This is a genomic window from Erwinia artemisiae (assembly GCF_051400835.1).
Classification (GTDB): Bacteria; Pseudomonadota; Gammaproteobacteria; order Enterobacterales; family Enterobacteriaceae; genus Erwinia; species Erwinia aeris.
The window spans coordinates 602,190-628,222 of record NZ_JBLFFM010000002.1 but is presented as its reverse complement, the minus strand read 5'-3'; the positions used below and the strand labels follow the sequence as shown (position 1 = coordinate 628,222).

The window sequence follows — 26,033 nt, the reverse complement described above, 5'->3', positions numbered from 1 at the left end:
CGGTAAACACTTTTGCAGGAAATGCATTAATGCCGGGTCTGGAATCGGTCAATCTGCGCGCGATAAAACTCTTTATTGCGGTTTACGATGCGCAAAACTTCTCGGCGGTAGCCAGACGTGAGGGCATCTCCGCCTCTCAGGTGTCGCGCGTGATCCATCAGCTGGAGGATTCGCTGGGCCAGCAGCTTTTTTATCGCAATACCCGCGCGATAGCGCCCACGGAAAGCGGGCGGCTATTTATCGATTATGCGCGCGGCATAACCGGCAATATGGAGGAGGCGCGCAGAACGCTGCACGAAAGAACGCTGGCGCCTTCTGGTCTGGTACGGATTAACGCGCCAATCTACTTTGGCCAGCGGCACGTCGCGCCTGGCCTCGCGGCATTAGCCGAACGCTATCCGCAGCTGACCATCGAGATGATGCAAACCGATGACTATATCGATCCGCATAAAGAACCGGCTGATGTGATCTTTCGTATCGGCGCGCTGACCGATTCTTCTTTTCACGCCCGCGTATTCGGCACGCAATACTATTATCTGGCCGCTTCGCCTGAGTATGTGCGTAAGCATGGCGCGCTTGTCCATCCCGACGAACTGCATCGCCACCGCTGTCTGGTTTACCGCGGTTCGTCCGGCCCGAACCGCTGGTTTTTCCGCCAGCCGGGCAGGGAGTGGATCCACTATCCCGTGTCGCCGCTGCTGGCGTCAAACCATGCGGAAACGCTGCTGGTCGCCGCGCTGGGGGGCATGGGGCTGCTGCTCTACCCGGACTGGCTGATCGGCGACAGACTGCAAACGGGCGAGCTGGTCAGGCTGCTGCCGGATTTTGCTGCCGCTATCACTACCGAGCCGCAGCATATCGCTGCGATTTACCCCCATACGCGGCATCCTCCTCTTAACGTCAGGGCGGTCATCGACCATTTTGTTGAGGCTTTCGGCTCGCCGCTTTACTGGCAGATTCAGCCCGGCACTTCCAGTCGGCTGTAACCCAGTCCGTTGATTTTGCGCACCTTGATCTGCACCGGGATACGCTCTTTCATCGCTTCCACATGGCTGATTACGCCAATGGTTTTACCGCTGGCGTTCAGCGCATCCAGCGCATCCAGCGCGCCGTCCAGGGTGGCGGCATCCAGCGTACCGAAGCCTTCGTCCAGAAACAGCGATTCGATCTGCGTTTTATGGCTGACCAGATCCGAGAGCGCCAGCGCCAGCGCCAGGCTCACCAGAAAACTTTCGCCGCCGGAAAGGGTGCGCGTATCGCGCAGCGCGTCCGCCTGCCAGGTATCCACGACCTGCAGCTCCAGCGCCTCCTGCGATTTGCGCTGGAGCAAATAGCGGCCGTGCAGGCGGTTTAGCTGGTTGTTCGCCAGCCAGACAAGATGATCCAGCGTCAGGCCCTGGGCGAATTTGCGGAACTTATCGCCTTCCTTCGAGCCGATAAGCTGATTGAGATAGCTCCAGTCTTCAACCTGGCGCGTTTCCTGCTCAATGGTCGCCAGCAGGTTTTTTTGCTGTTCGCGGCGATCCGCATCACTGCTGAGCTGCTGTCGCGTCTCGCCCTGCTGACGGGCGTTTTCTTTCAGCTGTTGCGAGAGGCTCTCCACGGCGGCGTGCAGCGCAGAAGGATCTTCCGGCAGATCCTGCGGCTTTTCCGGCAGCGCCGTCAGGGTTTTTTCTGCCTGAGCCAGCAGGATCGCTGCCTGCTGGCGTCGCTGCTCGTGCGTTTTCTGTAGCGCCTGCAGCTGCCGCAGCCGATTTTCATCCAGCAGCGCCGCCGTAAAGGCCGCCTCGCTGCTGAAGTCGCTGGCTTCCAGCGCCGCGCTAAAGGCCTGCTGCGCCTGTTCCAGCCTGTGCGTCAGCACGGTCAGCTGCTCGTCCAGCGAATTATGCTGTCCGGTCAGGGTATTTAACTGGTTCTGCTGCTGCTGCCACTGCTGCTGTAGCTGCTGGCCGCGCTCAAGATGCTGCTGCGACAGCGCGCGCAGCTGCTGCTGCACCTCGGCCGCCACCTTGTCGCCAAACAGCTGTCGCCGCTGGTCGCGCAGGACGGCCAGCGCCTGTTGACCGGCCTGGCTGCGCTGCTCGCGCTGGATCAGCTGCGCCTGTTCACGCGCGATCTCTTCCTGCAACGCCTGCTGCTGCGCGGCCAGCGCGGTCAGCTGCGAAGCCGAAGCCGTCAGCGACTGCGCAACAGTGTTCCACGCATCCCACTCTTTCTGTCGTTCATGCAGCCAGTTTTCGGTTTCCTCCGCCGGCGGCAGCATCAGATCCCGTTCGGCCAGCGCAGCGCGCAGGCTGTCATGCTGCTGCTGCGCCTGCTGCTGCTGCTGGGCGAGCGACTGCTCCAGCTCTTCCTGCGTTCTGACAGAAGTAAGCAGTTGCTGACCTGCCAGCTCCTGATGCTGCTTCATCTCGCTGAGCGCTTTCTGCATTTCCGCCAGCCGATCTTTCTGCTGCTGAAGCTGGCGGGCGCGCTGCTGCAAATCCAGCAGCTGCGTCTGCGTTTCGCTTTCCTGGCGTTCCTGAGCGGTCAGCCAGTCGCTGGTCTGTTGCAGATCGTCCGGCGAAGCGCTCAGGCCCAGCGCCTGCGCCGTGCTCTGCCACTGTTCGCGCAGGCGCGCCGCTTCGCTGTCGCTTTCCGTCAGCTCACGCTGCAGCTTTTCCAGCTGCGCCTGCAGGCTTTTCACCTGTTCGCCTCTGGCGGTGCCGCGATCCTTCAGCTGGTCGACTTCCAGCCTTAAGGCGGCAAGGCGCTGCTGGTTTTCAGAAAGCTCAAGCGCCTGATAGTCGGCGACGGCGGGATGCTGGCAGGAGCCGCACAGCGGGCAGGGCTGTTCCGGCTCCAGCCGGGCGCGATACTGCTCCAGATCGGCGATGCGCTGCTCCAGCTCGCAGCGTTTTTCCAGGTCCTGCAAATGCTGCCGCTTCTCTTTCCAGCCGCTGCGCAGGTTTTGCAGATCGGCCTGCGCCTGCTGGAGCTGCTGCTGCAACGCGGTGCGATCGTTGTGCTGGCTTTGGCTTCGCTGCATCAGCGGCGGCCACTGCGAGGCGATCAGCGCCAGGCGTTGCCGCTGCGGCCGCTGCTGCTGTAGCCTGGTCAGCGAGGCCTGTAGCTGCTCTTCGGAACGCTGCTGCCGCTGGCTGGTTAACGCCGCTTCGGCTTCCGCGACCTGTTTTTGCTGCGCTTCAAGCTGAGCCTGCTGCGGCTGCGCCTGCTGTTCCGCCTGGGCAATCTGCTGCCGTAGTCGGCTGACCGCCTGCTGCTGTTCGTGGATACGCTGGCGCAGCGCGGCCAGCGCCTGTTCGCTTTGCTGCCGCTGTTCGAAGCGCGCGCGCCACAGCGGCAGCGATTCTCCCCAGTGGGCAAAATGGGCGTGCTGCTGCTGCCAGCGCTGCTGCTCCTGCTGGCGGGCCGCGTTTTCCTTGTGCTGGTTTTGGGCCTGATGCAGCGCGGCCTGGCGCGCGTTAAGATGAAGTTGGTAATCGCTTACTTCTTTTTCCAGCGCCTGGTTCTGTTGGGCCAGCGTGTCGATACGGTTATCCAGCGGCAGCAGCTGTTCGGCGATCAGCGTCTCCTGCTGCTGCCTGTCGTTTTCGTGCTGCTGCCGGGCCGCCTCCGCCTTTTTCAGCTCGTCGGCCAGCTCGTCCAGCTGCTGTTGAGCCTGCTGGCGCTGCGTATTGATGTGCTGCTGCTGCTCAGCGAGCGCGAGCCGATCCTGCCGATGCTGATTGCGCAGCAGCCACTGAGGCCGCAGCTTTTCCGCCGGTTCGGCCTGTTGCAGCCGGTTCAGCTGCGGCATCGCTTCCTGCCAGGCCGCTTCCACCTCCTGCTGCCCGGCGACGGCCGCTTCTTTTGCCTGTAGCGCCGTCTGGTACTGCTGGTGCCAGTGCAGCAGCTGCTGCCGATGCTGAAGCTGCGAAGTGAGCGCCTGCTCCTCTGCCAGCAGCCGGGCTGACTGTAACGTAAGTTGTTGAACCTGTTCATTATCCAGCAGCGCCATCCCGGCGGCCTGCGCCCGCAGATTCTCCAGCGCGCCACGGGCGTTTTTATGCCGCTCAAAAACGCTGGCGGAAAGGCGACCGTAGATTTCCGTGCCGGTCAGCTCCTCCAGCAGCTCGGCGCGGCTGTTGGCGTCGGCGTTAAGAAAGGCGGCAAACTGTCCCTGCGAGAGCATCATCGACTTGGTGAAGCGCTCAAAATCCAGCCCGGTCAGCTCGGTCAGCATCTCCAGCTTGTCTTTTACCTTGTCGGCGACGATTTTGTTATTGTCGCAGCGGGCCAGCTCGACGCGCGGTGCCTGAAGATTGCCGTCTACGGCACCGCGTGCGCGGTTCTGGCTCCAGAACGCCCGCCAGGCGACGCCTTTTACTTCAAACTCCACCTCGGCCAGGCATTCTGAGGTATCCCGCGTCATCAGGTCGTTCTGTGACTGCGACAGCTTACCCAGCCGCGACGTTTCGTGATAAAGCGCCAGGCAGATGGCATCCAGCAGCGTGGTTTTGCCCGCGCCGGTCGGGCCGGTAATGGCGAACAGCCCGTTGCTGGCGAACGGTTCGGCGGTAAAGTCAATTTTCCATTCGCCTTTCAACGAGTTGAGGTTTTTAAACCTTAGCGTCAGGATCTTCATGATGGCTCCTCCATGTCCGCCAGCGTCTGGCTGAACAGCAGCGTGGCGCGCGCGATGCGCTCCGGCTCTTCTTCTTCGGCGGCCAGACGGCGCTGAAAGACTTCCTCCACACTCAGCTCGCTCAGGGTTTCGTTGTTCTGCCGGCTGATAATGCTGTCGCGCTGCTCGCGGCTGCGGCGCAGCAGCACCACCTCGACCGGCAGGCTTTCCGTCAGTTCCTGGATACGCCGCTGGAGGTCGTTGAGCCAGGTTTGCGTGGCGATTTCGATATCCAGCCAGACTTTCTGCCCCGTTTCCGGCGGCTGGATCTCGCGCAGCTGGCGCTCGATCTCTTCCAGCGAGCCTTTAATCATCTGCATGGGCTGAAAGAGCGGCACCGTCAGCGGCATGACCTGCTGTAGCTGGCCGTCGGCGAAATCGACCAGGAACACGCTTTTATCGCGTCCCAGCTCGTCAAAGCTGAGCGGAATGGGCGAGCCGCTGTAGCGAATATGATCCGTATCGGCGATGCGCTGCGCGCGGTGAATATGGCCCAGCGCGATATAATCCGCAGGGGGAAAGGCCTGGGCGGGAAAAGCGTCCAGCGTGCCGATATAGATGTCGCGTACGGCGTCGCTTTTGGTGACGCCCATTGTGGTCAGATGGCCGGTGGCAATAATGGGCAGCGGCAGCTCGCCGCGTATTTGCACCGCTGCCGCGTAGCTGCGCTGATAGTGGTGAGTAATCGCTTCCAGCAGCGTCTGCTGTTTTTCCCGTCCCGACTGACCCGCTTTGCTGACGGTAATATCGCGTGGACGTAAAAATGGAATAGCGCAGAGCACCGCGCCGGGCTGACCGTCCCGCTGGTTCAGCATCAGCACCTGATCGGCCGGATCCTCGCTGGCGGCGGCAATCACCCGCGTATTCAGACAGGCCAGCAGCTCGCGCGATTCGTTCAGCATGGCGACGGAGTCGTGGTTGCCCGCCAGAATAATCAGCTGGCAGCCGGTCTGATGCAGCCTGACCACAAAGCGATTGTACAGCTCGCGCGCGTAGCTGGGCGGCGAGCCGGTATCAAACACGTCGCCCGCGACGATCACGGCATCGACCTGATGTTGCTCAACCTGTCCGACCAGCCATGTCAGAAAAGCGTCATGCTCCGGCGCCCGGCTTTTGGTGTAAAAAAACTGGCCCAGATGCCAGTCGGCGGTATGAATAAGTCGCATAGCGTCCCTTCAGTGTCAGGTAAGCGAAACGCCGATTATAAACGCCTGGCCAAAAAACCTCAGCTACGCATTTCCATCCTGCTGAAAGTGTTATAAAACTGATGATTAGCCGGCGCTTTTTTCATAAAAGTGTCATAAATCTGACGCATAATGACGCCGCATATCCAGTGACATTCCGTCACAAACGCAGGAGCAATAATGGCTAAGCGCATTCTGGTGGTCGAAGATGAAGCCCCAATCCGTGAGATGTTGTGTTTTGTGCTGGAGCAAAATGACTATCAGCCGATAGAAGCGGAAGATTATGACAGCGCCATTAATCTGTTGATTGAGCCGTGGCCCGATTTGATCCTGCTGGACTGGATGCTGCCCGGCGGCACCGGTATTCAGTTTATCCGCCATCTGAAGCGCGAGGCGATGACCCGCGATATTCCGGTGATGATGCTGACCGCGCGCGGCGAAGAGGAAGACCGCGTGCGCGGGCTGGAAGTGGGCGCGGACGACTATATTATCAAGCCTTTTTCGCCCAAAGAGCTGGTGGCCCGCATCAAAGCGGTGATGCGCCGTATTTCGCCCATGGCGGTGGAAGAGGTGATTGAAATTCAGGGCCTGAGCCTGGATCCCTCCTCGCACCGCGTGATGTCGGCAACGCAGCCGCTGGAGATGGGGCCGACGGAATATAAGCTGCTGCATTTCTTTATGACGCACCCCGAGCGCGTCTACAGCCGCGAGCAGTTGCTTAATAACGTCTGGGGCACTAACGTGTACGTGGAAGATCGTACTGTAGACGTGCATATTCGCCGTCTGCGTAAGGCACTTGAACTGACCGGGCACGATCGTATGGTGCAGACAGTGCGCGGAACGGGTTACCGCTTCTCTGCGCGTTACTGATTGTCCCCACTGGAGTTTTCATCGTGCTGGAACGCCTCTCCTGGAAGAGATTGCTGCTTGAGCTGCTGCTCGCCTGCCTGCCAGCGCTGATTGTCGGTCTGCTGGTCGGCGGGCTGCCGTGGTGGCTGCTGCTGGCCGTACTGGCCGTGCTGGGCTGGCATTTTGCTAACCTGCTTCGTCTTTCCCACTGGCTGTGGATCGATCGCAGCATCACCCCGCCAACCGGACGCGGCAGCTGGGAACCGCTTTTTTACGGCCTTTACCAGATGCAGGCACGCAACCGTCGTCGTCGGCGGGAGCTGGGCCATCTGATTAAACGCTTTCGCAGCGGCGCGGAATCCTTGCCGGATGCGCTGGTGCTGACCACGGAAGAGGGCACGATTTTCTGGTGCAACGGTCTGGCGCAGCAGCTGCTGGGGCTGCGCTGGCCGGAAGACAACGGCCAAAATATCTTAAACCTGCTGCGCTATCCTGAATTTACCCTCTATCTGCGCCAGCGAGATTTCTCGCGGCCGCTGACGCTGGTGCTGAACAGCCATCGCCATCTTGAGTTCCGCGTGATGCCCTATAGCGAAGGCCAGTGGCTGCTGGTGGCGCGCGACGTGACGCAAATGCATCAGCTGGAAGGCGCGCGGCGCAACTTTTTCGCCAACGTCAGCCATGAGCTGCGCACGCCGCTTACCGTGCTTCAGGGCTACCTGGAGATGATGAGCGACGCGGTGCTGGAAGGCCCGTCGCGCAATAAGGCGCTGCATACCATGCAGGAACAAACCCGCCGCATGGATGCCCTGGTTAAACAGCTGCTGACGCTGTCGCGGATCGAAGCCGCGCCCGCGCTTGATTTGCAGGAAAAAGTCGATGTGCCGCTGATGCTGCGGCTGCTCCAGCGCGAGGCGGAAACGCTCAGCCAGGGGCGGCACGAAATCCACTTTTCCGCCGATCCGCAGCTGCGGGTATTCGGTAACGATGAGCAGCTGCGCAGCGCCATTTCCAATCTCGTCTATAACGCCGTCAACCATACGCCGGACGGCACGCGCATCACCGTCAGCTGGCAAAAGACGTCGCACGGCGCGCAGTTTAAGGTCTGCGACAACGGGCCGGGCATCGCCGCCGAGCATATTCCTCGCCTGACCGAACGTTTTTATCGCGTCGATAAGGCGCGCTCGCGGCAGACCGGCGGCAGCGGGCTAGGGCTGGCTATCGTCAAACACGCGCTCAGCCATCACCATGCCCGTCTGGAAATTACCAGCCAGCCGGGTAAAGAAACCTGTTTCTGCTTCTCGCTGCCTGCAAGGTTGATCGTCAACAACGAACTGGCTCAGAATGCGGTTCACTGAGCTGGCGGATAAAAAAATGAAAAAGTGGTTTTTGGCGCTGCTGCTGCTGTGCGGCACGGCAACAGGCGCGAACGAAGGGATGCTGGCGGGCAACCTCAGCAGCGTGGGTTCGGATACGCTCGGCACGCTGATGGCGCTGTGGGGGGAGAGCTTTAACCGCCACTATCCGGGCGTTAACGTACAGATTCAGGCTGCGGGATCGTCGACGGCGCCGACCGCGCTGGCGGCGGGCGCCGCACAGCTTGGCGCGATGAGTCGCCCCATGCAGGCGGTGGAGCGCCAGCTGTTCGAGAACCGCTACGGCTATGCGCCGCTGGCCGTGCCGGTGGCGATGGACGCGCTGGTGGTGGTGGTCAATCAGGATAATCCGCTACAGGGCATCAACGCTCAGCAGCTCGACGCTATTTTCTCCGTAACCCGCCGCTGCGGCGCGACGTTTGCCGTACGCAACTGGGGCGATCTTCAGCTTAAGCAGCAGCAATGGGCGCAGCGGCCTGTGCAGCGCTTTGGCCGCAATTCCGCTTCCGGCACCTGGGGGTTCTTCCGCCAGCAGGCGCTGTGCAACGGCGATTTTCGTAACGACGTGGGCGAATATCCCGGTTCCGCTGCGGTGATCCAGGCGGTGGCAAGCACGCTGAACGGTATCGGCTACGCCAGCATGGGCGCGCATATGACCGGGGTAAAAACGCTGCCGGTCGCCCTTGACGGCGATCGCGAGATTGCGCCTTCGGTAGAGAATATTCGCAGCGGCCGCTATCCCTACGCGCGTCCGCTCTATATCTATGTCAACAAAGCGCCAGGCCAGCCGCTGGAGCCGCTGACAAAGGCTTTTTTACGGCAGGCGCTGTCGGCGCAGGGCCAGGCGCTGGTCACCCAGGCGGGCTATCTGCCGCTGTCTGACGACCAGCTAAAAAAGGCCAGAGCAATGGTGGAGGGGTAAGCACCATCAACATGAATTTTTTTCATGGGTAATGAAATTTCCTCGTTTGCCGCTGAATCTTTCTCATGACATTCTTGCATTCAGCCATTTAGACATCCAGATGTCTCAGGATAACAAACAGTAACTATTTCACCATGAAATTATGCGCCGCTGCGCAGGCCAGGAGTGACCGATCATGCAAAGAGATTCAGCCCAATACCGCGCCGAAGTTGTAGGAAGTTTTCTGCGTCCTGCCGTTATCAAGCAGGCCCGCGAGCAGTTTCAGGCCGGGGAAATCGACGCCGCCGCCCTGCGCCAGATCGAAGACAAAGCGATCCGCGAGGTGGTAGAGCACCAGCGCGCCAGCGGCCTGAAAGTAGTCACCGACGGCGAGTTCCGCCGCGCGTGGTGGCACTTCGATTTCTTTGACGGCCTGGACGGCGTGGAGCGCTATGAAGCGGAGCAGGGCATTCAGTTCAACGGCGTGCAGACCAAAGCCCGCGGCGTAAAGGTCACCGGCAAGCTGGGCTTCGGCAACCATCCGATGCTGGAAGATTTCCGTTTCCTGAAAAGCATCAGCGGCGACGCTATCCCTAAAATGACTATCCCAAGCCCAAGCGTGCTGCACTTTCGCGGCGGCCGTAAAGTGATTGACGCTAATGTCTATCCCGATCTGAAGGATTACTTCAACGATCTGGCGCTGACTTACCGCGATGCGATTAAAGGTTTTTATGACGCCGGCTGTCGTTACCTGCAGCTGGACGATACCGTCTGGGCTTATCTGTGTTCGGAAGATCAAAAGCGTCAAATCCGCGAGCGCGGCGACGATCCTGAAGAGCTGGCGAACATCTATGCTCAGGTGCTGAATAAAGCGCTGGAAGGCAAGCCGGACGATATGACCGTGGGCCTGCATGTTTGCCGTGGTAACTTCCGCTCGACCTGGATTTCCGAAGGCGGCTATGAGCCGGTCGCGGAAATTCTGTTCGGCACCGTGAATATCGACGCCTTCTTCCTGGAGTACGACAACGAGCGTTCTGGCGGGTTTGAGCCGCTGCGCTTTATCAAACCGGGCAAACAGCAGGTGGTACTGGGTCTGGTAACGACCAAAACTGGCGAATTGGAAGATCCGGAAACGGTGAAGAAGCGCATCGCGGAAGCGGCGCAGTTCGTCAGCCTGGATCAAATCTGCCTCAGCCCGCAGTGCGGCTTTGCTTCTACGGAAGAGGGCAACAGCCTGACCGAAGCGCAGCAGTGGGCCAAGCTGCGCCTGGTGGTGGATATCGCTAAACAGGTCTGGTAAGCCGGGCAAAAGATGCAAAAGGCGCGTTTATACGCGCCTTTTGTGCATCCATTGGCAAAATAATGCAGAAAATAACGCCGGGAAGTTCAAAAAAAATACAAATCATGTAAGGCATCTCGCCTGTAATCTGAAGTGATTATCTGGCTTAAGCAATTTCTACGCTATATCACTCTGCTTTCTCGATCCCGTATTGCCTTTCTCCGCTATAAACGTTTTACTTACCGCCGTTTTATTTATCTCCCTGTATAAAAGATCATAAATAGCGCAAACGCGCCGGTATTTCTGTCAGGCAGTTATCCGCCGTGGCAAAAGATCGGGCGCTGAAAGCGCACGGGGAAACGGAACCGACATCGCGATTTCACTCAACATCAGTACGGGCCTTATGACAAATCGTTTAACTTCTAAAGACATCCTCGCGCTGGGCTTTATGACATTCGCCCTGTTTGTGGGTGCCGGTAACATTATTTTCCCGCCGATGGTGGGTATTCAGTCCGGGGAACACGTCTGGATCGCCGCGCTTGGCTTTTTGCTGACCGCCGTCGGCCTGCCGGTTATCACCGTTGTCGCGCTGGCGCGCGTGGGGGGCGGTATCGATGCGCTCAGCTCGCCGATTGGCAAAGCGGCGGGCATCGTGCTGGCCACCGTCTGCTATCTGGCCGTCGGCCCGCTGTTCGCCACGCCGCGCACCGCGACCGTCTCTTTTGAAGTGGGTATTGCGCCGATGACCGGCGACAGCCCGCTGCCGCTGTTTATTTACAGCCTGGTCTATTTCGCGCTGGTCATTGGTATCTCCCTTTATCCGGGCAAGCTGCTGGATACCGTCGGGCATATCCTGGCACCGCTGAAGATCGTGGCGCTGGCCGTACTGGGCATCGCCGCGCTGATCTGGCCAGCGGGCGGCCTGGCACCGGCTACCGAGGCTTATCAGCATGGCGCTTTCTCCAGCGGCTTTATTAACGGCTATCTGACGATGGATACGCTGGGCGCGCTGGTGTTTGGCATCGTTATCGTTAACGCGGCGCGTTCTCGCGGCGTCAGCGAAGCCGGTCTGCTGACGCGCTATACCATTATCGCGGGCCTGATCGCCGGGGTTGGTTTGACGCTGGTTTACCTTGCTCTGTTTAAACTGGGTTCCGACAGCGCCTCTATAGTCGATCAGAACGCCAACGGCGCTGCTATTCTGCACGCCTATGTGCAGCATACTTTCGGCGACCTGGGTAGCCTGTTCCTGGCGGCGCTGATTTTTGTTGCCTGTATGGTGACGGCGGTTGGCCTGACCTGCGCCTGTGCCGAGTTCTTCCAGCAGTATCTGCCGCTGACCTATCGCCAGCTGGTATTTATTCTGGGCCTGTTCTCGATGCTGGTGTCCAACCTGGGGCTGAGCCAGCTGATCCAGTTCTCTATACCCGTGCTGACGGCTATCTATCCGCCTTGCATCGTGCTGATTTTGCTGAGCTTTACGCTGCGCTGGTGGAACAAGAGTACGCGTATTATCGCACCGACCATGCTGGTGAGCCTGATTTTCGGCGTTATCGACGCTATCAAAACCACCGGTTTTAAGGATGCGTTGCCTGCATTTACGGCCAATCTGCCGCTGGCCGAGCAGGGCCTGGCCTGGCTGCCGCCTTCGCTGGCAATACTGGTCGTCGTGGCCATCTGCGATCGCGTTATGGGACGCGCGCAGGTGAATGCGCACCAGCAGTAAAAGTGTGATACCTTCTCCTGCCCGATCTCCGGCAGGAGAAGTTGACAGAGTTTAAGCAGAATGAAAGATGAAAAATAATACGCTCAAAAAGGGACTGAGTACCCGCCACATCCGCTTTATGGCGCTCGGTTCGGCCATCGGCACGGGTCTGTTTTACGGTTCGGCTGACGCAATGAAAATGGCCGGGCCAAGCGTGATCCTCGCCTATATTATCGGCGGCGCTATCGCCTATATCATCATGCGCGCGCTGGGCGAAATGTCGGTGAACAACCCGCAGGCCAGCTCGTTCTCCCGCTATGCTCAGGATTATCTTGGCCCGCTGGCTGGCTATATCACCGGCTGGACCTACTGCTTTGAAATTCTGATCGTCGCCATTGCCGACGTCACCGCTTTCGGCATCTATATGGGCGTCTGGTTCCCCGACGTGCCGCACTGGGTGTGGGTGCTGAGCGTGGTGCTGATTATCGGCGCGATTAACCTGGCCACGGTAAGAGTGTTTGGCGAGGTAGAATTCTGGCTGTCGCTGTTCAAGGTCGCCACCATCATTATTATGATTGTGGCAGGCATCGGTATTATTTTCTGGGGCATCGGCAACGGCGGCCAGCCTACCGGCATCAGCAATTTGTGGACTAACGGCGGCTTCTTTGCGCACGGCGTTATCGGCATGGTGCTGTCGTTGCAAATCGTGATGTTTGCCTATGGCGGTATTGAGATTATCGGCATTACCGCTGGTGAAGCGAAAGATCCCGCCACGTCGATCCCACGTGCGATTAACACGGTGCCGCTGCGTATCCTGGTGTTTTATGTCGGCACGCTGTTTGTGATTATGTCCATCTATCCCTGGAACCAGGTTGGCACCAACGGTAGCCCGTTCGTCCTCACTTTCCAGCATATGGGCATAGCCGCTGCGGCAGCCATTCTGAACTTTGTGGTGATTACGGCTTCGCTTTCGGCGATTAACAGCGACGTCTTCGGCGTTGGCCGGATGCTGCACGGCATGGCGGAGCAGGGCCATGCGCCTAAAATGTTCGCCACCGTTTCGCGTCGCGGCATCCCGTGGATCACGGTGCTGGTGATGATGGTAGCGATGCTGATTGCGGTTTACCTGAACTACCTGATGCCGGAGAAAGTCTTCCTGGTGATCGCTTCGCTGGCGACGTTTGCCACCGTTTGGGTATGGATTATGATCCTGTTCGCCCAGATCGGCTTCCGCCGTACGCTGACGCCCGCGCAGGCGAAAGAGCTGAAGTTCGCCATGCCTGGCGGGATATTCACGGCCATCGTCGGTATCCTGTTCCTGTTCTTTATTATCGGCCTGATTGGCTACTTCCCGGATACCCGCGTATCGCTTTACGTCGGTATTGGCTGGATAGCCCTGCTGCTGATCAGCTGGACGCTGGTGAAGAAAAGAATCAAGGCGTAGGCCGGAAAGCGAACAGCATTTCTGCCTGCCATCCTGAAAAAGCCTGAGTCCGGCAGCACGCCCGGCTCAGGTTTTTTTATGCGTCAGACTCAGGGCGACGATGGCAAACAGGCGGTAAAAAAATTTTATTTGCAACGCTTGAAATAGATTCGGCCGACCCTATTTTACTTACGAGCAGGCGGCGAACCTGCCCGAAATGAGCTTTTGAATAGAGACTGTATTCAGGAGGTTATGATGATGACCGTACGCAACTTCTCCCTGATCCCTTCCTTAAGCGACGCGCTGTTTTCAGACCGTTTCAACCGTATGGATCGGTTTTTCAGCCAGCTGACCGGCGACACGCCCGTCGCCGCGACGCCCGCCTATGATATTCGTCGTGTGGATAAAGATCGCTATGCGCTGGCGGTGAGCGTACCCGGCTGGAAAGAGAGCGAGCTGTCTATTGAAACGGTAGGCGGACAGCTAACCATTTCCGGTAAGAGGGAAGAGCAGAAAGAAACGGAAAGCGCAGAAAATGGCTGGCTGCATCGTGGCATCAGCCGTGCCGACTTCCGTCTTAGCTATACGGTGCCGGAGCATGTAAAAGTCACCGGCGCGAAACTGCAGGACGGTATTCTTGCTGTGGATCTGTATCAGGAAATCCCTGAAAGCGAAAAACCTCGCCGTATCCCTATCACTCACGGCCAGCAGGCAATTGAAAGCCAGCAGGCTATTGAGCATCAGTCTGCGTAAAAGCTTTGTGGCCTGCATAAAAACAGGAGCTGCGGCGTCGTACCGTGGCTCCTTTTTTATTGACTAAATGCTGACAACTCCGCTCATCGAGCACCGAAAGCGGTACTTAAATGCTGAGAGATGTAGGATTGACCGTCTCAGTGGCGTTGATTAGTTTTGGAGAACGCGCCTTTGGCTGATAGCGGCAGACGTCGTTAATGCGCGGTCAATATGCCGTTCAATCCGCTGCATAGCGGCCTGCCAGGGACACAGCGTGCCTGGGGCCATTTGCCTGCATCCCGGAAACGTCAGCTCGGTCAGCAGCGGAGGGTGCTGCTTATCGAGTGGCGTAAGCTCGCGCAGCTGGGCAAGGCTTTGCGCCTGAAAATAGATGCGGATAAAACGCTCGCCCTTGTATCGCCACCGTTCGAATACCAGACTGCCGCCGGGCGGAATATTGCCGTGCGGATAATCGGCCTGCTGCCAGCGGAAATCCAACAGGGTACGCAGCCAGGCGATATTGATATCATGAGCGACATAGAGCAGCCAGCGCACGTCCGGCGGCGCGTCGGTTGCTCTCTCTCCGGTCGCGCCTGCGCGCAGCGCGCTGGCAATCTGGCTCATCAGCCCTGAAGCGCCGCGGCTGGCCAGCGTGGGCAAATCGTTGGTGTAATCATATTTAGCGCTCAGCAGCGGCAGCAGCGCGGCCAGTTCCGCCTGATTATTAACCTTGCCAAAGGCCACTTCGCTAAGTGGCTTGTTTTCGCTCCATTCCAGCCGCAGCGTTTCCGCCATTGCAGCCAGCGTATCCAGTCCCTGAATGCCGACCGTGCCGTTCGACCAAGTGGCAAGCTGCCAGGGCTGGCTGAAAACAGGGCAGGGCCGGGCGGGCTGACAGACGGCTTTTTTTAACGCGTCGATTTGCGGTTGCAGCCGCCGCTGCGCGTCTGCCAGGCTGCCGCCCATCGCGCGTAGCGCTTCCTGACGATGCGTCGCGGCCTGCTCCTGGCTGACTTTCTCGTTGGGAAGCTGAAACAGCGAGGCCGCCATGACATGTGCCGCAATGTCGCAGCCCGGAAAAGCCGCCTCGGCTAACACCTGCGCTGTGGCCCGGGTACGCTGCATCGGACTGGCTATCAGGTGAAAATCCCGTTCCTTCGGGCAGCCTTCGCCCAGCAGGCCCGCTTCACGATAGTAACTGCTCTCGTAACGTCCTTTCAGCCAGGCTGCCGTATAGCCGTGACCGGTCAGGTTACCGTCTGCGGTCAGCCAGTCGGGCCAGCGCCGGGCCGAACCGTTTTCAATAGCTCGTCGGTTATCCGGCGAAGGCGGGCGAACGCCATGTCGGCTGACTTCCACTACCTTTTCCAGCACGTAGTCCGCCTGTACGGGCTGGCTAAAAAAAGCCGTGAGGCCAGCAAAAAGCACGACCGCGGAGAAAAACTTGTACATCCATACATCCTTAAAGATTCGTGCTGCCAAAAGCATCCTGGTGACTATTCAATCTGTAGGGAGCGAAAAACGCAGCTTCACCTGCTATAACACCTGAATATCCCTCTCAAAAAACAGGCTGACAGAGTATTACACTGCGGGCCGCACTTTTTGCTACAAGAAATCGGCTTGTACAACTTCAAAATAGCTGTACACATTTGCCGAAACTGGTTAACTTAAGCGCAGAATTATTTAAACACGTTTTAACCTACCAACTGAAGGGGGCTGTATGCGTCAGGATGGATTTAACCCGAAAACTGAAGGTGATATCAGTCGCTACTTCAGTGAAGCGATGATGCCCTCTCAACAGGAAACGTTGGGGCAGATCGTGGTGGAGATTCTGCGTTCGGGTAAAAATATTAACCGCAAGGCGATCTGTTCTAAACTGCTGAGGCGGCTTGAACTGGCCTCCGATGCGGAACAGGAAAAGCATTATCACGAGCTGATAGGCATGTTGTTTGGCCGTGAGGACTGAGTTTCAAAGCCTGGATGATGATTACCAGACGTCCTAACTTTTCTGCTCGGCCCGGCCTGCTTTCCCGCCTGGCCCTTTGATCGGCGGTGGTTGGCAAACCTGCTGCCTCCCAGGGTTACTTCCGGGAACTGTGGCTATTTATGTGCCCACATCACTGATACAGAGAAGCTGGTATGTACAGAAATGACGATGAAAAACTGATTGATATAGTGCTGGGTGAGGCCGTACTGGTGCTGTTAAAAACCGATGCTACCATCAATAACGCCGCGCTGATCCGTCAGCTGCAGGCGATGGCCGCCGTGGAAAAAAGCGCTGCCAGGCACCGTGCCTGCAAACAGGCTATTATCGATGTCAGAAATAATATAAAGACTGGTAACAATCGCTATACGCACGAAATTCGAGACGTGGATAACGTGACGCACCTTTTTACCAGCGAAGGCCCGCCGGATGGCACCAAAAAACATTGAGTCAATTCAGGTGGGGATATCCCGCCCTTTATAAAGGCGAATACTATGCAGCAGCACTCTTCAGAGCCGGGCATCCTTGAACATTTTCAGGGAGAAGGTGATTTACTGGCTCAGGAAACCAAAGTTATCGGCGCCGTGATCAGAGAAATTGCGGCAGCCGGTGGCTACGTAACGAACAAAGCGATTATCCTGAAGCTGATTGAAAAGCTGGAAAACACCTCTGATGTCGTCCAGCTGGATATCTTCCGCCAGGCGCTGGAAGTGGTGGTGGCCCGCACGCCTGACGACGCATAACCTTCACCCACATCCCAGGCGGCTTATGCAGATCGGCAAAAAGCCATAGCCGAAGCCTGCTGCCTGGGACAGTTGAAAAAAGGGGTTGTGCAGGGACTATAAGGGGTTAATGGAAGCGGTCGAGTATCGATCGGAAAGCGCGTTGAATAGCGGCCTTCATGTTTTCGTCTGTGGCTTGTGCGCTATGGATCTGAAGTCTAATCAGGATGTTATGTCGTCCTACCGGTTCGCCGCTTTCCAGCAGCTCTGCTACGGCTCTGCCAATGAGGGCACAGATTTCTGAAGAATACGCCTGCTCTTTTTTGGGCACTCTCTTCCCTCTTTGAACTGTACCTGTAAACAGACTATCACAGCCCGCCGCGGCGTGCTGTATATTTAACCTGGTGCGCCCGCATCAAAAGCTTAAGCCGCCTGAATTGCCCGCATAAAAAAAGCTCGCCGAAGCGAGCTCTATTCAGCAGTCTGCAAAAAGATATTACAGCTTGCCAGCGTTCTCAGACAGGTATTTCGCTACGCCGTCCGGAGAAGCGCCCATGCCTTCTTTGCCTTTTTCCCACTGAGCCGGGCACACTTCGCCGTGCTCTTCGTGGAACTGCAGCGCGTCAACCATACGCAGCATTTCATCAACGTTACGGCCCAGCGGCAGATCGTTAACAACCTGGTGGCGAACCACACCGGCTTTGTCGATCAGGAAAGAGCCGCGCAGCGCAACGCCTGCATCCGGATGCTCGATGCCGTAGGCTTTCTGGATTTCACGTTTGATATCCGCAACCATCGCGTATTTTACTTCGCCGATGCCGCCTTTATCGATTGGGGTCTTACGCCATGCGTTGTGAACGAACTCGGAGTCGAAAGAGACGCCGACCACTTCCACGCCGCGCTTCTGGAATTCTTCATAACGCTTGTCGAAAGCGATCAGCTCAGAAGGGCAAACAAAAGTGAAGTCCATTGGCCAAAAGAACACAACGGTGGCTTTACCAGCGGTGTGTTTTTTAAAGTTAAAGTTTTCTACGATTTCACCGTTGCCCAGCACGGCTGCGGCGGTGAAATCAGGGGCCTGACGAGTTACGAGAACCATAGTCACTCCTGTAAGGATAAATTAAGGGAAACGGCCGCCAGTATGGGGCGGGATAGCGTTGTAAACCAGCGATAACCGCCGATTTCTCTGATAGGCTTTACCTATCAAAAAGCTTTTTTATTCAATGTGTTCGCCAACAATAACCTTTTTCAGCAAAAGGGCAAGCGGCAATCGTGGCTACAGTAACTGCTGGCGGGCTTTTGCCATCATCTGCGGATAAAACTGCCGGAAAACAGCGTCGAGCTGTTGATAATTATCAACAAAATCCTGATAGCAATCTGCCAGCGCGGCCAGGCGAGGACGGCGGCTGGCCATCCCGGTCAGCACGTTTTGCAAATAGGGCACTTCCGCATACTTTTCCATCCAGCGATCCGTCCACAGATAGCGATTCAGATGCTGGAAACGCTCCGGCGTGGTGGCAAGGTGCGGGCCGATCTCCGCCCGCGCCTGACGTAAAAAATCCGGTAAGGCCGTTTCCGGCACGATCTCATCCCAATGACGGGATAAAAAGTGATCCCAGATGACGTCCAGCGCGATAGGCGATACGCGATAGGTTTCGGGGCGGAAAAAACCGCGTGCGACCCGGACTTCCGGCAGGGCGTCGGTCATGACGTCAACGCGTCGGTGCAGCAAAATGCCGGCGGCAACGTTATCAGGCCAGACGTCACGCGGATTGCCGCGCACGAAGTCAGCCATCAGGTTGCCGAGCAGGGAGCTGTTGGCCAGCCGCGCCAGATGAAGGTGAGCGAGAAAGTTCATCGCGGCAGTATATCGGCTTCTGACGTGTCGGGATACCGTTGATAGTGGCGTGCAGAGCGCATCGACGCCCGTTGGCGGACGGTTTAACCGATAGATGCGGCGAATGGTTCAGAATTGGCGGGTTTTCAGCTAGAATGTGCGCCCTGATTTCCCTGACTGTGAATGACCATGCGCGTTGCCGATTTTTCTTTTGAGTTGCCCGAATCTTTGATTGCCCACTATCCGCAGGCCCAGCGCAGCGGATGCCGTCTGCTGTGCCTTAACGGCCCGGACGGCGCGCTGACCCACGGGGTGTTCACCGATTTACTGGATTTGCTCAATCCGGGCGACCTGCTGGTTTTTAACAATACGCGCGTGATCCCGGCGCGTATTTTCGGACGTAAAGCCAGCGGCGGCAAAATCGAAGTGCTGGTTGAACGGATGCTGGACGAGCATCGCGTGCTGGCCCATATTCGCGCCTCTAAAGCGCCGAAAGCGGGCGCCGAGCTGCTGCTTGGCGACGACGAAAGCGTCAAAGCGACGATGGTTGCCCGTCACGACGCGCTCTTTGAGCTGCATTTCGACGACGAGCGCGCCGTGCTGGATATTCTGGACGCCGTCGGCCATATGCCGCTGCCGCCTTATATCGATCGTCCTGACGAAGACGCGGATCGCGAGCTTTACCAGACTGTTTACAGCGAACGTCCCGGCGCGGTGGCTGCGCCTACTGCTGGCCTGCATTTTGACGAACCTATGCTGGAAGCGCTGCGGGCGAAAGGGATTGAAACCGCTTTCGTTACGCTGCACGTCGGCGCGGGCACGTTCCAGCCGGTACGCGTGGACAGCATTGAAGATCATATTATGCACGCCGAGTATGCTGAGGTTCCGCAGGAAGTGGTGGATGCGGTGCTGGCGTGCAAAGCGCGCGGCAACCGTGTCGTCGCCGTAGGCACAACTTCCGTGCGCTCGCTGGAGAGCGCGGCGGCGGCGGCCAAAGACGCGCTGATTGCGCCGTTCTTCGACGACACCAAAATTTTTATTTATCCCGGCTATGAGTATCAGGTTATTGATGCGCTGGTCACCAATTTCCATCTGCCGGAATCGACGCTGATTATGCTGGTTTCCGCTTTCGCGGGCTACCGTCACACCATGCACGCTTACGAGCAGGCGGTGGCGGAGAAGTATCGCTTCTTCAGCTATGGCGACGCGATGTTTATCACCCGCAATCCGCAGGCGATAAACGAGCAGGTCGGTAAATAATGCCATAACCGGCTTTGTCCGGTTGCGACGCCTGCGCCCGACCGGGGCGCAGGTCAACTCTTAAGCATCAGACTGTTTCTCTGATGGAGGCAACGTGAAGTTTGAATTAGATACTACTGATGGGCGCGCGCGCCGTGGCCGTCTGGTTTTCGATCGCGGCGTGGTGGAAACCCCGGCCTTTATGCCTGTGGGCACCTACGGCACCGTAAAAGGCATGACGCCGGAAGAAGTGCAGGATACCGGCGCGCAGATTATTCTCGGCAACACTTTCCATCTGTGGCTGCGTCCCGGCCAGGAGATCATGAAGCTGCATGGCGATCTGCACGACTTTATGCAGTGGAAAGGGCCAATCCTGACCGACTCCGGCGGTTTCCAGGTGTTCAGCCTGGGCGACATTCGCAAAATCACCGAAGCGGGCGTGCATTTCCGCAACCCGATTAACGGCGACAAGATCTTCCTCGATCCTGAAAAATCGATGGAGATCCAGTACGATCTCGGTTCCGATATCGTGATGATTTTCGACGAATGCACGCCTTATCCTGCCGACTGGGATTACGCCAAACGCTCGATGGAGATGTCGCTGCGTTGGGCGCAGCGCAGCCGCGACCGCTTTGATTCGCTTGAAAATAAAAACGCGCTGTTCGGGATTATTCAGGGCGGCGTTTACGAAGATTTACGAGATGTCTCCGTAAAAGGACTGGTAGAGATCGGCTTTGATGGTTACGCTGTGGGCGGCCTGGCGGTCGGCGAGCCGAAAGAGGACATGCACCGTATTCTGGAGCACGTCTGTCCGCAGATCCCTGAGGACAAACCGCGCTATCTGATGGGCGTCGGCAAACCGGAAGATCTGGTTGAAGGCGTACGTCGCGGTATCGATATGTTTGACTGCGTGATGCCTACCCGCAATGCCCGTAACGGCCACCTGTTCGTGACTGACGGCGTGGTGAAAATCCGTAACGCGAAATATAAAGATGATACGGCGCCGCTGGATGCGGAGTGTGATTGCTACACCTGTCGCAACTATAGCCGCGCCTATTTGTATCATCTGGATCGTTGCAACGAAATACTGGGTGCGCGTCTTAACACTATTCATAACCTGCGCTACTACCAGCGCCTGATGGCTGGTTTACGCAAGGCTATTGAAGAGGGTAAATTAGAGCACTTTGTTACCGAATTTTATGCGCGGACGGGCAAAGCGGTTCCGCCGTTAAACGTCTGATAATTAATCAATGAGGGAAAATTAATGAGCTTGTTCATTTCTGATGCAGTGGCTGCTGCGGGTGCGCCAGCACAGGGAAGCCCGTATTCGCTGGTCATCATGCTGGTGGTTTTTGGTCTGATCTTCTATTTCATGATCCTGCGTCCACAGCAGAAACGTAGCAAAGAGCATAAAAAACTGATGGATTCCATCAGCAAGGGTGACGAAGTGCTGACCACCGGCGGCCTGGTCGGACGCGTAACCAAAGTGGCGGATACCGGCTATGTAGCTATCGCGCTGAACGAGACGACGGAAGTTGTGGTCAAACGTGATTTCGTGGCTGCCGTTCTGCCGAAAGGTACGATGAAGGCGCTGTAATTTTTTGTTTTCCCTAAGGGAACTGCCGTGTTAAACCGTTATCCTTTGTGGAAGTACATCATGCTGATCGTCGTGCTTATCGTCGGTCTGCTCTATGCGCTTCCCAACCTGTATGGTGAGGATCCGGCTGTTCAGATCACCGGCGCGCGCGGAAGCGCCGCCAGTGAACAGACGCTGAATCAGATCCAGAATGCTTTAAAAGAAGAGAAAATCCAGAGCAAATCCATTGCGCTGGAAAACGGCGCTATCATGGCGCGCTTCGCTAACGGCGACGTGCAGCTGCGCGCTCGTGACGCCATCATCAAAACGCTGGGCGAAGACTACGTTGTCGCGCTCAACCTTGCTCCAGCCACGCCAGGCTGGCTGAGTATGCTGGCCGCAGAACCGATGAAACTCGGTCTCGATCTGCGCGGCGGCGTGCACTTCCTGATGGAAGTCGATATGGATACCGCCCTGGGCAAGCTCCAGGAGCAGAATATCGATAACCTCAGAAGCGATCTGCGCGACAAAAATATTCCCTACACCAACGTGCGTAAAACCGATAACTACGGTCTGGAAATTCGTTTCCGTGACGCACAGGCGCGTGACGACGCCGTCAGCTATCTGACCGGCCGCCATCGCGATCTGGTGATCAACGCCAGCGGCAGCAACCTGCTGCGTGCGGTCATGTCGGATGACCGCCTGCGTGAAGCGCGCGAATATGCGGTTCAGCAGAACATTACTATCCTGCGTAATCGCGTGAACCAGCTTGGCGTTGCCGAACCGCTGGTGCAGCGTCAGGGCGCTGACCGCATCGTGGTCGAGCTGCCGGGTATTCAGGATACCGCGCGTGCTAAAGAGATCCTGGGCGCGACCGCCACGCTGGAATTCCGTCTGGTTAACACCTCCGTCGATCCTACCGCTGCCGCCAACGGCCGCGTACCGGGCGATTCCGAAGTGAAAAATACCCGCGACGGCCAGCCGGTAACGCTGTACAAGCGCGTGATCCTGACCGGTGATCACATCACTGACTCGACGTCGAGCATGGATGAGTACAACCAGGCACAGGTTAACATCTCGCTGGACAGCGCGGGCGGCAACATCATGTCCAACTTCACCAAGGATAATATCGGCAAGCCGATGGCAACGCTGTTTGTGGAATACAAAGACAGCGGTAAGAAAGACGCCAACGGTCGCGCTATCCTGGCGAAGCAGGAAGAAGTGATTAACGTCGCGAATATCCAGTCTCGCCTGGGCAACAGCTTCCGCATCACCGGCATCAGCAATCCAAACGAAGCGCGTCAGCTGTCGCTGCTGCTGCGTGCGGGCGCGCTGATTGCGCCAATCCAGATTGTGGAAGAACGCACCATTGGTCCAACCATGGGCGCGCAAAACATTACTCAGGGTCTGGAAGCCTGCCTGTGGGGCCTGATCGCCTCTATCGTGTTTATGGTGGTTTACTACCGTAAATTCGGCGTGATTGCGACCACTGCGCTGGTGGCAAACCTGGTGCTGATTGTGGGGATTATGTCTCTGCTGCCCGGCGCCACGCTGACCATGCCGGGTATTGCCGGTATCGTGCTGACGCTGGCGGTCGCCGTTGATGCTAACGTACTGATTAACGAACGTATCAAGGAAGAGCTGAAGAACGGACGCTCCGTTCAGCAGGCGATCCATGAAGGCTACAGCGGCGCGTTCTCCAGTATTATCGACGCCAACGTCACCACGCTGATCACGGCTATTATCCTTTATGCTGTCGGTACGGGATCCATTAAAGGCTTCGCTATCACCACGGCTATCGGTGTAGTGACCTCTATGTTTACCGCTATTGTCGGTACCCGCGCCATCGTCAACCTGCTGTACGGCGGTAAACGCATCAACAAGCTGTCTATTTGAGGAGTGCGTTGTGGCACAGGACTATAGCGTTGAACAACTGAACTACGGCCGTAAAGTCCATGACTTTATGCGCTGGGACAAGCTGGCCTTTACTCTTTCCGGCCTGCTGCTGATCGCCTCATTTGCGATCATGGGCCTGAAAGGGTTTAACTGGGGTCTGGATTTCACCGGCGGTACGGTGATTGAAATTACCCTGGAGAAACCGGCCGAGCTGGATAACCTGCGCGGCGCGCTGGAGAAAGCGGGCTTTACCGATCCGCAGGTGCAGAACTTCGGCAGCAGCCGCGACGTGCTGGTGCGTATGTCGCCGCACGAAGGCAACGCGGGCCAGGAGCTGGGCAACAAGGTCGTCAGCATTATCAATCAGGCGACGGCGCAAAACGGCACCGTGAAGCGCATTGAGTTTGTTGGCCCAAGCGTGGGCAGCGATCTGGCGCAGACCGGCGGCATGGCGCTGCTGGTGGCGCTGATAGCCATCCTGGTTTACGTCGGTTTCCGCTTCGAGTGGCGACTGGCGTTAGGCGCCGTGCTGGCGCTGGCGCATGACGTGATTATCACCATGGGCATTCTTTCTCTGTTCCATATTGAGATTGATTTGACCATTATTGCGTCGCTGATGTCGGTTATCGGTTACTCGCTGAACGACAGCATCGTGGTATCGGACCGTATTCGTGAGAACTTCCGCAAGATCCGTCGCGGTACGCCTTACGAAATCTTCAACGTCTCGCTGACGCAGACGCTGAGCCGTACCATTATGACCTCCGCCACCACGCTGGTGGTGGTGCTGATGCTGTTTATCTTTGGCGGCGCGCTGCTGGAAGGCTTCTCGCTGACCATGCTAATCGGCGTGTCCATCGGGACAATTTCATCTATCTACGTGGCCTCGGCGCTGGCGCTGAAACTGGGGATGAAACGCGAGCATCTGATCCAGCAGAAAGTAGAGAAAGAGGGCGCCGATCAGCCTTCGATTCTGCCTTAAGCTTTCCGCTGTTAAATAAAAAGCGCCGCATCTGCGGCGCTTTTTTTATGGTTTCGTCTGGGCCACAACGTCGTGAACCCGGACATAACCCAGCTGTTCCGGCGGCAGATTGCTCAGGCGCAGCGGCACCGTGACTTCGCTACGAGGCAGCAACGAGGCCGCCACGCTGAAGGTCTGGCTCTGGCTGTTTACCTGTAGCGGTTTGCCGGTAGTCGGATCCAGCTCGCCCCATTCTACCGTTGCGCTGAACGCAGGCAGATTGTTGTCGCCGGCAGAGCGAATATGCAGCATCGCCCGCGTGCCGTTGGCTTCATTTTCTATATGGCTCAGCGACAGCTTCACCTCGCCCAGCTGGCTTTGCAGCGGCACGGCCGTATTGGTGGCCGGCAGCAGCCAGGCGCCCTGGGTAGAATTGCCGTTAAGCATATTCTGCCGCGTCAGCGCCGTTGCCTGCTCGGTAAGCTGCTGCATCTCATTGTTGAGCTTGCCCACCTGGTTATGCAGCTTGTTGATCTGCGGCTGCTGCGGTGAGGCGCAGCTTGCCAGCAAAACAACCAGCGGCAGCAGCGAGGCCTTTTTCAGGTATCCGGCCATAATTGCCTACTGAGGAATGCGTAAGGTCTGACCCGGATAGATCTTGTTCGGATCGGAGAGCATCGGCTTGTTAGCCTCAAAGATTTGATTGTACTTGTTCGGATCGCCATACACTTCTTTCGAGATAGCGCTCAGCGTGTCGCCTTTCTTCACCGTATAGAATTTTGCTTCGGTCGCGGTTTCAGCCACCTTCACATTATCCTCAACGTGGGTGATACCGGCTACGTTACCGGCCGCTACCAGGATTTTTTCCTTCAGCTCTTGCGAAATGCTGTCGCCGCTGATGCTGGCCTTATCGCCATCCACTTTAACGTCCACCTTGTCGCTGCCCGGCAGGCCCAGCTTGTGGATATATTCTTTCAGCTTCGCGCTCTGGTCTTCACCAGCGCCGCTTACGGAATCCCACAGCTTCTCGCCAGCTTCTTTTACAAAGTTAAATAAACCCATATTTCCTCCGGCTAATCCTTGTTTTTAAAAAAGTTACGCCTGAGCGTTCTCTCATTATAGCGGAAGAACGAGGAGATACCTGGTCAGATGCCAGACAAAGCGATACGGCGGGGGAAAGAAGGGCAACCCGATATTTTGTTGCTCGCCACTTCGCGCTACACTGTGTTCACTTTTCCAGGATCCAGGAATTATCATGCATTGCCCGTTCTGTTCTGCTGTGGATACCAAAGTTATCGATTCCCGCCTTGTGGGGGAAGGAACCTCGGTGCGCCGTCGCCGTCAGTGCCTGGTGTGCCATGAACGCTTCACCACTTTTGAAGTGGCCGAGCTGGTGATGCCGCGCGTGGTGAAAAGCAATGATATCCGTGAGCCCTTCAATGAAGACAAGCTGTGCAGCGGCATCATGAAGGCGCTGGAGAAGCGGCCGGTCAGCTCGGACGACGTTGAAAACGCCGTCAGCCATATCAAAAGCAAGCTGCGCTCCACCGGCGAACGGGAAGTACCCAGCAAGATGATCGGCAATCTGGTGATGGACGAGCTGAAAAAGCTGGATAAGGTGGCCTATATTCGCTTCGCCTCGGTTTACCGCAGCTTTGAAGATATCCGCGAATTCGGCGAAGAGATCGCCCGCTTACAGGATTAAG

Annotated in this window: 24 protein-coding genes; 17 read left to right on the top strand and 7 right to left on the bottom strand. The window is 57.3% G+C overall.

From position 1 onward, the window contains the following. Positions 1-29 precede the first annotated feature (29 nt). Positions 30-986 (top strand): LysR family transcriptional regulator, encoded by a 957-nt coding sequence (locus tag ACMGEE_RS07605; protein WP_301252292.1) that lies wholly within the window; start codon positions 30-32, stop codon positions 984-986. On the opposite strand, the gene ACMGEE_RS07600 is transcribed toward ACMGEE_RS07605, so the two are convergent. Both ACMGEE_RS07600 and sbcD read right to left on the bottom strand, forming a co-directional pair. Beyond that, positions 959-4,627: an SbcC/MukB-like Walker B domain-containing protein gene (locus ACMGEE_RS07600; RefSeq protein ID WP_436829855.1), complete on the bottom strand. Its 3,669-nt coding sequence runs from the start codon at positions 4,625-4,627 to the stop codon at positions 959-961. The two genes, ACMGEE_RS07605 and ACMGEE_RS07600, sit on opposite strands and share 28 nt — an antisense overlap. Further along, positions 4,624-5,832: an exonuclease subunit SbcD gene (gene sbcD, locus ACMGEE_RS07595; RefSeq protein ID WP_253455092.1), complete on the bottom strand. Its 1,209-nt coding sequence runs from the start codon at positions 5,830-5,832 to the stop codon at positions 4,624-4,626. The genes ACMGEE_RS07600 and sbcD overlap by 4 nt, the downstream gene beginning before the upstream one ends. A gap of 198 nt (positions 5,833-6,030) precedes the next feature. Between sbcD and phoB the strand changes: the two genes are divergently transcribed. The 7 genes from phoB (at position 6,031) to ACMGEE_RS07560 (ending at position 14,136) form a co-directional block, all read left to right on the top strand. Further along, a complete protein-coding gene (phoB, locus tag ACMGEE_RS07590) occupies positions 6,031-6,720 on the top strand; it encodes a phosphate response regulator transcription factor PhoB (RefSeq protein WP_125288383.1) in 690 nt (229 codons plus the stop codon). Between the two features lie 23 nt (positions 6,721-6,743). Then, positions 6,744-8,057, top strand: coding sequence for a phosphate regulon sensor histidine kinase PhoR (phoR, locus tag ACMGEE_RS07585; protein WP_253455091.1), 1,314 nt, complete (start codon positions 6,744-6,746; stop codon positions 8,055-8,057). Between the two features lie 16 nt (positions 8,058-8,073). Next, entirely contained in the window at positions 8,074-8,997 is a 924-nt protein-coding gene (locus ACMGEE_RS07580) for a PstS family phosphate ABC transporter substrate-binding protein (RefSeq protein ID WP_253455089.1), read from the top strand. Positions 8,998-9,172: 175 nt separating this feature from the next. Continuing rightward, positions 9,173-10,276 (top strand): cobalamin-independent methionine synthase II family protein, encoded by a 1,104-nt coding sequence (locus ACMGEE_RS07575; RefSeq protein ID WP_253455088.1) that lies wholly within the window; start codon positions 9,173-9,175, stop codon positions 10,274-10,276. Between the two features lie 382 nt (positions 10,277-10,658). Then, positions 10,659-11,981, top strand: a complete 1,323-nt coding sequence (gene brnQ / locus ACMGEE_RS07570) for a branched-chain amino acid transport system II carrier protein (protein ID WP_253455086.1) — start codon at positions 10,659-10,661, stop codon at positions 11,979-11,981. A 67-nt stretch (positions 11,982-12,048) separates the two neighbouring features. Next, positions 12,049-13,404: a proline-specific permease ProY gene (proY, locus tag ACMGEE_RS07565; protein ID WP_436829854.1), complete on the top strand. Its 1,356-nt coding sequence runs from the start codon at positions 12,049-12,051 to the stop codon at positions 13,402-13,404. 237 nt (positions 13,405-13,641) lie between these two features. Further along, positions 13,642-14,136, top strand: a complete 495-nt coding sequence (locus ACMGEE_RS07560) for an Hsp20 family protein (RefSeq protein WP_436829869.1) — start codon at positions 13,642-13,644, stop codon at positions 14,134-14,136. Positions 14,137-14,286: 150 nt separating this feature from the next. On the opposite strand, the gene ACMGEE_RS07555 is transcribed toward ACMGEE_RS07560, so the two are convergent. Continuing rightward, positions 14,287-15,567 (bottom strand): histidine-type phosphatase, encoded by a 1,281-nt coding sequence (locus ACMGEE_RS07555; RefSeq protein WP_436829853.1) that lies wholly within the window; start codon positions 15,565-15,567, stop codon positions 14,287-14,289. A gap of 268 nt (positions 15,568-15,835) precedes the next feature. On the opposite strand from ACMGEE_RS07555, the gene ycgZ reads away from it, so the two are divergent. The 3 genes from ycgZ (at position 15,836) to ACMGEE_RS07540 (ending at position 16,842) form a co-directional block, all read left to right on the top strand. Further along, positions 15,836-16,081 carry a regulatory protein YcgZ gene (ycgZ, locus tag ACMGEE_RS07550; protein WP_253455081.1) on the top strand — a complete coding sequence of 82 codons (246 nt, stop codon included), beginning with the start codon at positions 15,836-15,838 and terminating at the stop codon, positions 16,079-16,081. Positions 16,082-16,254: 173 nt separating this feature from the next. Next, positions 16,255-16,548: a hypothetical protein gene (locus ACMGEE_RS07545; RefSeq protein ID WP_253455080.1), complete on the top strand. Its 294-nt coding sequence runs from the start codon at positions 16,255-16,257 to the stop codon at positions 16,546-16,548. A gap of 45 nt (positions 16,549-16,593) precedes the next feature. Continuing rightward, on the top strand, positions 16,594-16,842 hold the full coding sequence (locus tag ACMGEE_RS07540; protein WP_125288395.1) for a biofilm/acid-resistance regulator YmgB/AriR: 249 nt from the start codon (positions 16,594-16,596) through the stop codon (positions 16,840-16,842). A 475-nt stretch (positions 16,843-17,317) separates the two neighbouring features. Here the strand turns inward: ACMGEE_RS07540 and ACMGEE_RS07535 are convergent, their stop codons facing one another. Together ACMGEE_RS07535 and ACMGEE_RS07530 are read right to left on the bottom strand one after the other, a co-directional pair. Beyond that, on the bottom strand, positions 17,318-17,920 hold the full coding sequence (locus tag ACMGEE_RS07535) for a peroxiredoxin C (protein ID WP_125288397.1): 603 nt from the start codon (positions 17,918-17,920) through the stop codon (positions 17,318-17,320). Between the two features lie 177 nt (positions 17,921-18,097). Continuing rightward, positions 18,098-18,679, bottom strand: coding sequence for an ACP phosphodiesterase (locus ACMGEE_RS07530; protein ID WP_436829852.1), 582 nt, complete (start codon positions 18,677-18,679; stop codon positions 18,098-18,100). Positions 18,680-18,847: 168 nt separating this feature from the next. Between ACMGEE_RS07530 and queA the strand changes: the two genes are divergently transcribed. The 5 genes from queA (at position 18,848) to secF (ending at position 24,348) form a co-directional block, all read left to right on the top strand. Then, positions 18,848-19,918, top strand: a complete 1,071-nt coding sequence (gene queA, locus ACMGEE_RS07525) for a tRNA preQ1(34) S-adenosylmethionine ribosyltransferase-isomerase QueA (protein ID WP_301252336.1) — start codon at positions 18,848-18,850, stop codon at positions 19,916-19,918. Positions 19,919-20,012: 94 nt separating this feature from the next. After that, positions 20,013-21,137: a tRNA guanosine(34) transglycosylase Tgt gene (gene tgt / locus ACMGEE_RS07520; RefSeq protein ID WP_125288399.1), complete on the top strand. Its 1,125-nt coding sequence runs from the start codon at positions 20,013-20,015 to the stop codon at positions 21,135-21,137. A 24-nt stretch (positions 21,138-21,161) separates the two neighbouring features. Then, positions 21,162-21,494: a preprotein translocase subunit YajC gene (gene yajC, locus ACMGEE_RS07515; RefSeq protein ID WP_125288400.1), complete on the top strand. Its 333-nt coding sequence runs from the start codon at positions 21,162-21,164 to the stop codon at positions 21,492-21,494. A 27-nt stretch (positions 21,495-21,521) separates the two neighbouring features. Then, entirely contained in the window at positions 21,522-23,369 is a 1,848-nt protein-coding gene (gene secD, locus ACMGEE_RS07510) for a protein translocase subunit SecD (protein WP_301252315.1), read from the top strand. A 10-nt stretch (positions 23,370-23,379) separates the two neighbouring features. Next, on the top strand, positions 23,380-24,348 hold the full coding sequence (secF, locus tag ACMGEE_RS07505) for a protein translocase subunit SecF (RefSeq protein WP_125288402.1): 969 nt from the start codon (positions 23,380-23,382) through the stop codon (positions 24,346-24,348). A gap of 45 nt (positions 24,349-24,393) precedes the next feature. Here the strand turns inward: secF and ACMGEE_RS07500 are convergent, their stop codons facing one another. After that, a complete protein-coding gene (locus ACMGEE_RS07500; RefSeq protein ID WP_253455076.1) occupies positions 24,394-24,942 on the bottom strand; it encodes a SadB/YajI family lipoprotein in 549 nt (182 codons plus the stop codon). A gap of 6 nt (positions 24,943-24,948) precedes the next feature. After that, positions 24,949-25,389 carry a peptidoglycan-binding protein LysM gene (lysM, locus tag ACMGEE_RS07495; RefSeq protein ID WP_125288404.1) on the bottom strand — a complete coding sequence of 147 codons (441 nt, stop codon included), beginning with the start codon at positions 25,387-25,389 and terminating at the stop codon, positions 24,949-24,951. Positions 25,390-25,582: 193 nt separating this feature from the next. On the opposite strand from lysM, the gene nrdR reads away from it, so the two are divergent. Then, positions 25,583-26,032, top strand: coding sequence for a transcriptional regulator NrdR (gene nrdR, locus ACMGEE_RS07490; RefSeq protein WP_125288405.1), 450 nt, complete (start codon positions 25,583-25,585; stop codon positions 26,030-26,032). Position 26,033: the final 1 nt, after the last annotated feature.

Coding starts and splice junctions, on each gene's coding strand:
- sbcD (WP_253455092.1), bottom strand. CDS start 5,832: ATGCGACTTATTCATACCGCCGACTGGCATCTGGGCCAGTTTTTTTAC.
- ACMGEE_RS07500 (WP_253455076.1), bottom strand. CDS start 24,942: ATGGCCGGATACCTGAAAAAGGCCTCGCTGCTGCCGCTGGTTGTTTTG.
- ACMGEE_RS07600 (WP_436829855.1), bottom strand. CDS start 4,627: ATGAAGATCCTGACGCTAAGGTTTAAAAACCTCAACTCGTTGAAAGGC.
- queA (WP_301252336.1), top strand. CDS start 18,848: ATGCGCGTTGCCGATTTTTCTTTTGAGTTGCCCGAATCTTTGATTGCC.
- lysM (WP_125288404.1), bottom strand. CDS start 25,389: ATGGGTTTATTTAACTTTGTAAAAGAAGCTGGCGAGAAGCTGTGGGAT.
- ACMGEE_RS07605 (WP_301252292.1), top strand. CDS start 30: ATGCCGGGTCTGGAATCGGTCAATCTGCGCGCGATAAAACTCTTTATT.
- ACMGEE_RS07545 (WP_253455080.1), top strand. CDS start 16,255: ATGTACAGAAATGACGATGAAAAACTGATTGATATAGTGCTGGGTGAG.
- proY (WP_436829854.1), top strand. CDS start 12,049: ATGAAAAATAATACGCTCAAAAAGGGACTGAGTACCCGCCACATCCGC.
- ACMGEE_RS07555 (WP_436829853.1), bottom strand. CDS start 15,567: ATGTACAAGTTTTTCTCCGCGGTCGTGCTTTTTGCTGGCCTCACGGCT.
- ACMGEE_RS07530 (WP_436829852.1), bottom strand. CDS start 18,679: ATGAACTTTCTCGCTCACCTTCATCTGGCGCGGCTGGCCAACAGCTCC.
- yajC (WP_125288400.1), top strand. CDS start 21,162: ATGAGCTTGTTCATTTCTGATGCAGTGGCTGCTGCGGGTGCGCCAGCA.
- ACMGEE_RS07580 (WP_253455089.1), top strand. CDS start 8,074: ATGAAAAAGTGGTTTTTGGCGCTGCTGCTGCTGTGCGGCACGGCAACA.
- ACMGEE_RS07575 (WP_253455088.1), top strand. CDS start 9,173: ATGCAAAGAGATTCAGCCCAATACCGCGCCGAAGTTGTAGGAAGTTTT.
- nrdR (WP_125288405.1), top strand. CDS start 25,583: ATGCATTGCCCGTTCTGTTCTGCTGTGGATACCAAAGTTATCGATTCC.
- ACMGEE_RS07560 (WP_436829869.1), top strand. CDS start 13,642: ATGACCGTACGCAACTTCTCCCTGATCCCTTCCTTAAGCGACGCGCTG.
- ycgZ (WP_253455081.1), top strand. CDS start 15,836: ATGCGTCAGGATGGATTTAACCCGAAAACTGAAGGTGATATCAGTCGC.
- brnQ (WP_253455086.1), top strand. CDS start 10,659: ATGACAAATCGTTTAACTTCTAAAGACATCCTCGCGCTGGGCTTTATG.
- ACMGEE_RS07540 (WP_125288395.1), top strand. CDS start 16,594: ATGCAGCAGCACTCTTCAGAGCCGGGCATCCTTGAACATTTTCAGGGA.
- ACMGEE_RS07535 (WP_125288397.1), bottom strand. CDS start 17,920: ATGGTTCTCGTAACTCGTCAGGCCCCTGATTTCACCGCCGCAGCCGTG.
- phoB (WP_125288383.1), top strand. CDS start 6,031: ATGGCTAAGCGCATTCTGGTGGTCGAAGATGAAGCCCCAATCCGTGAG.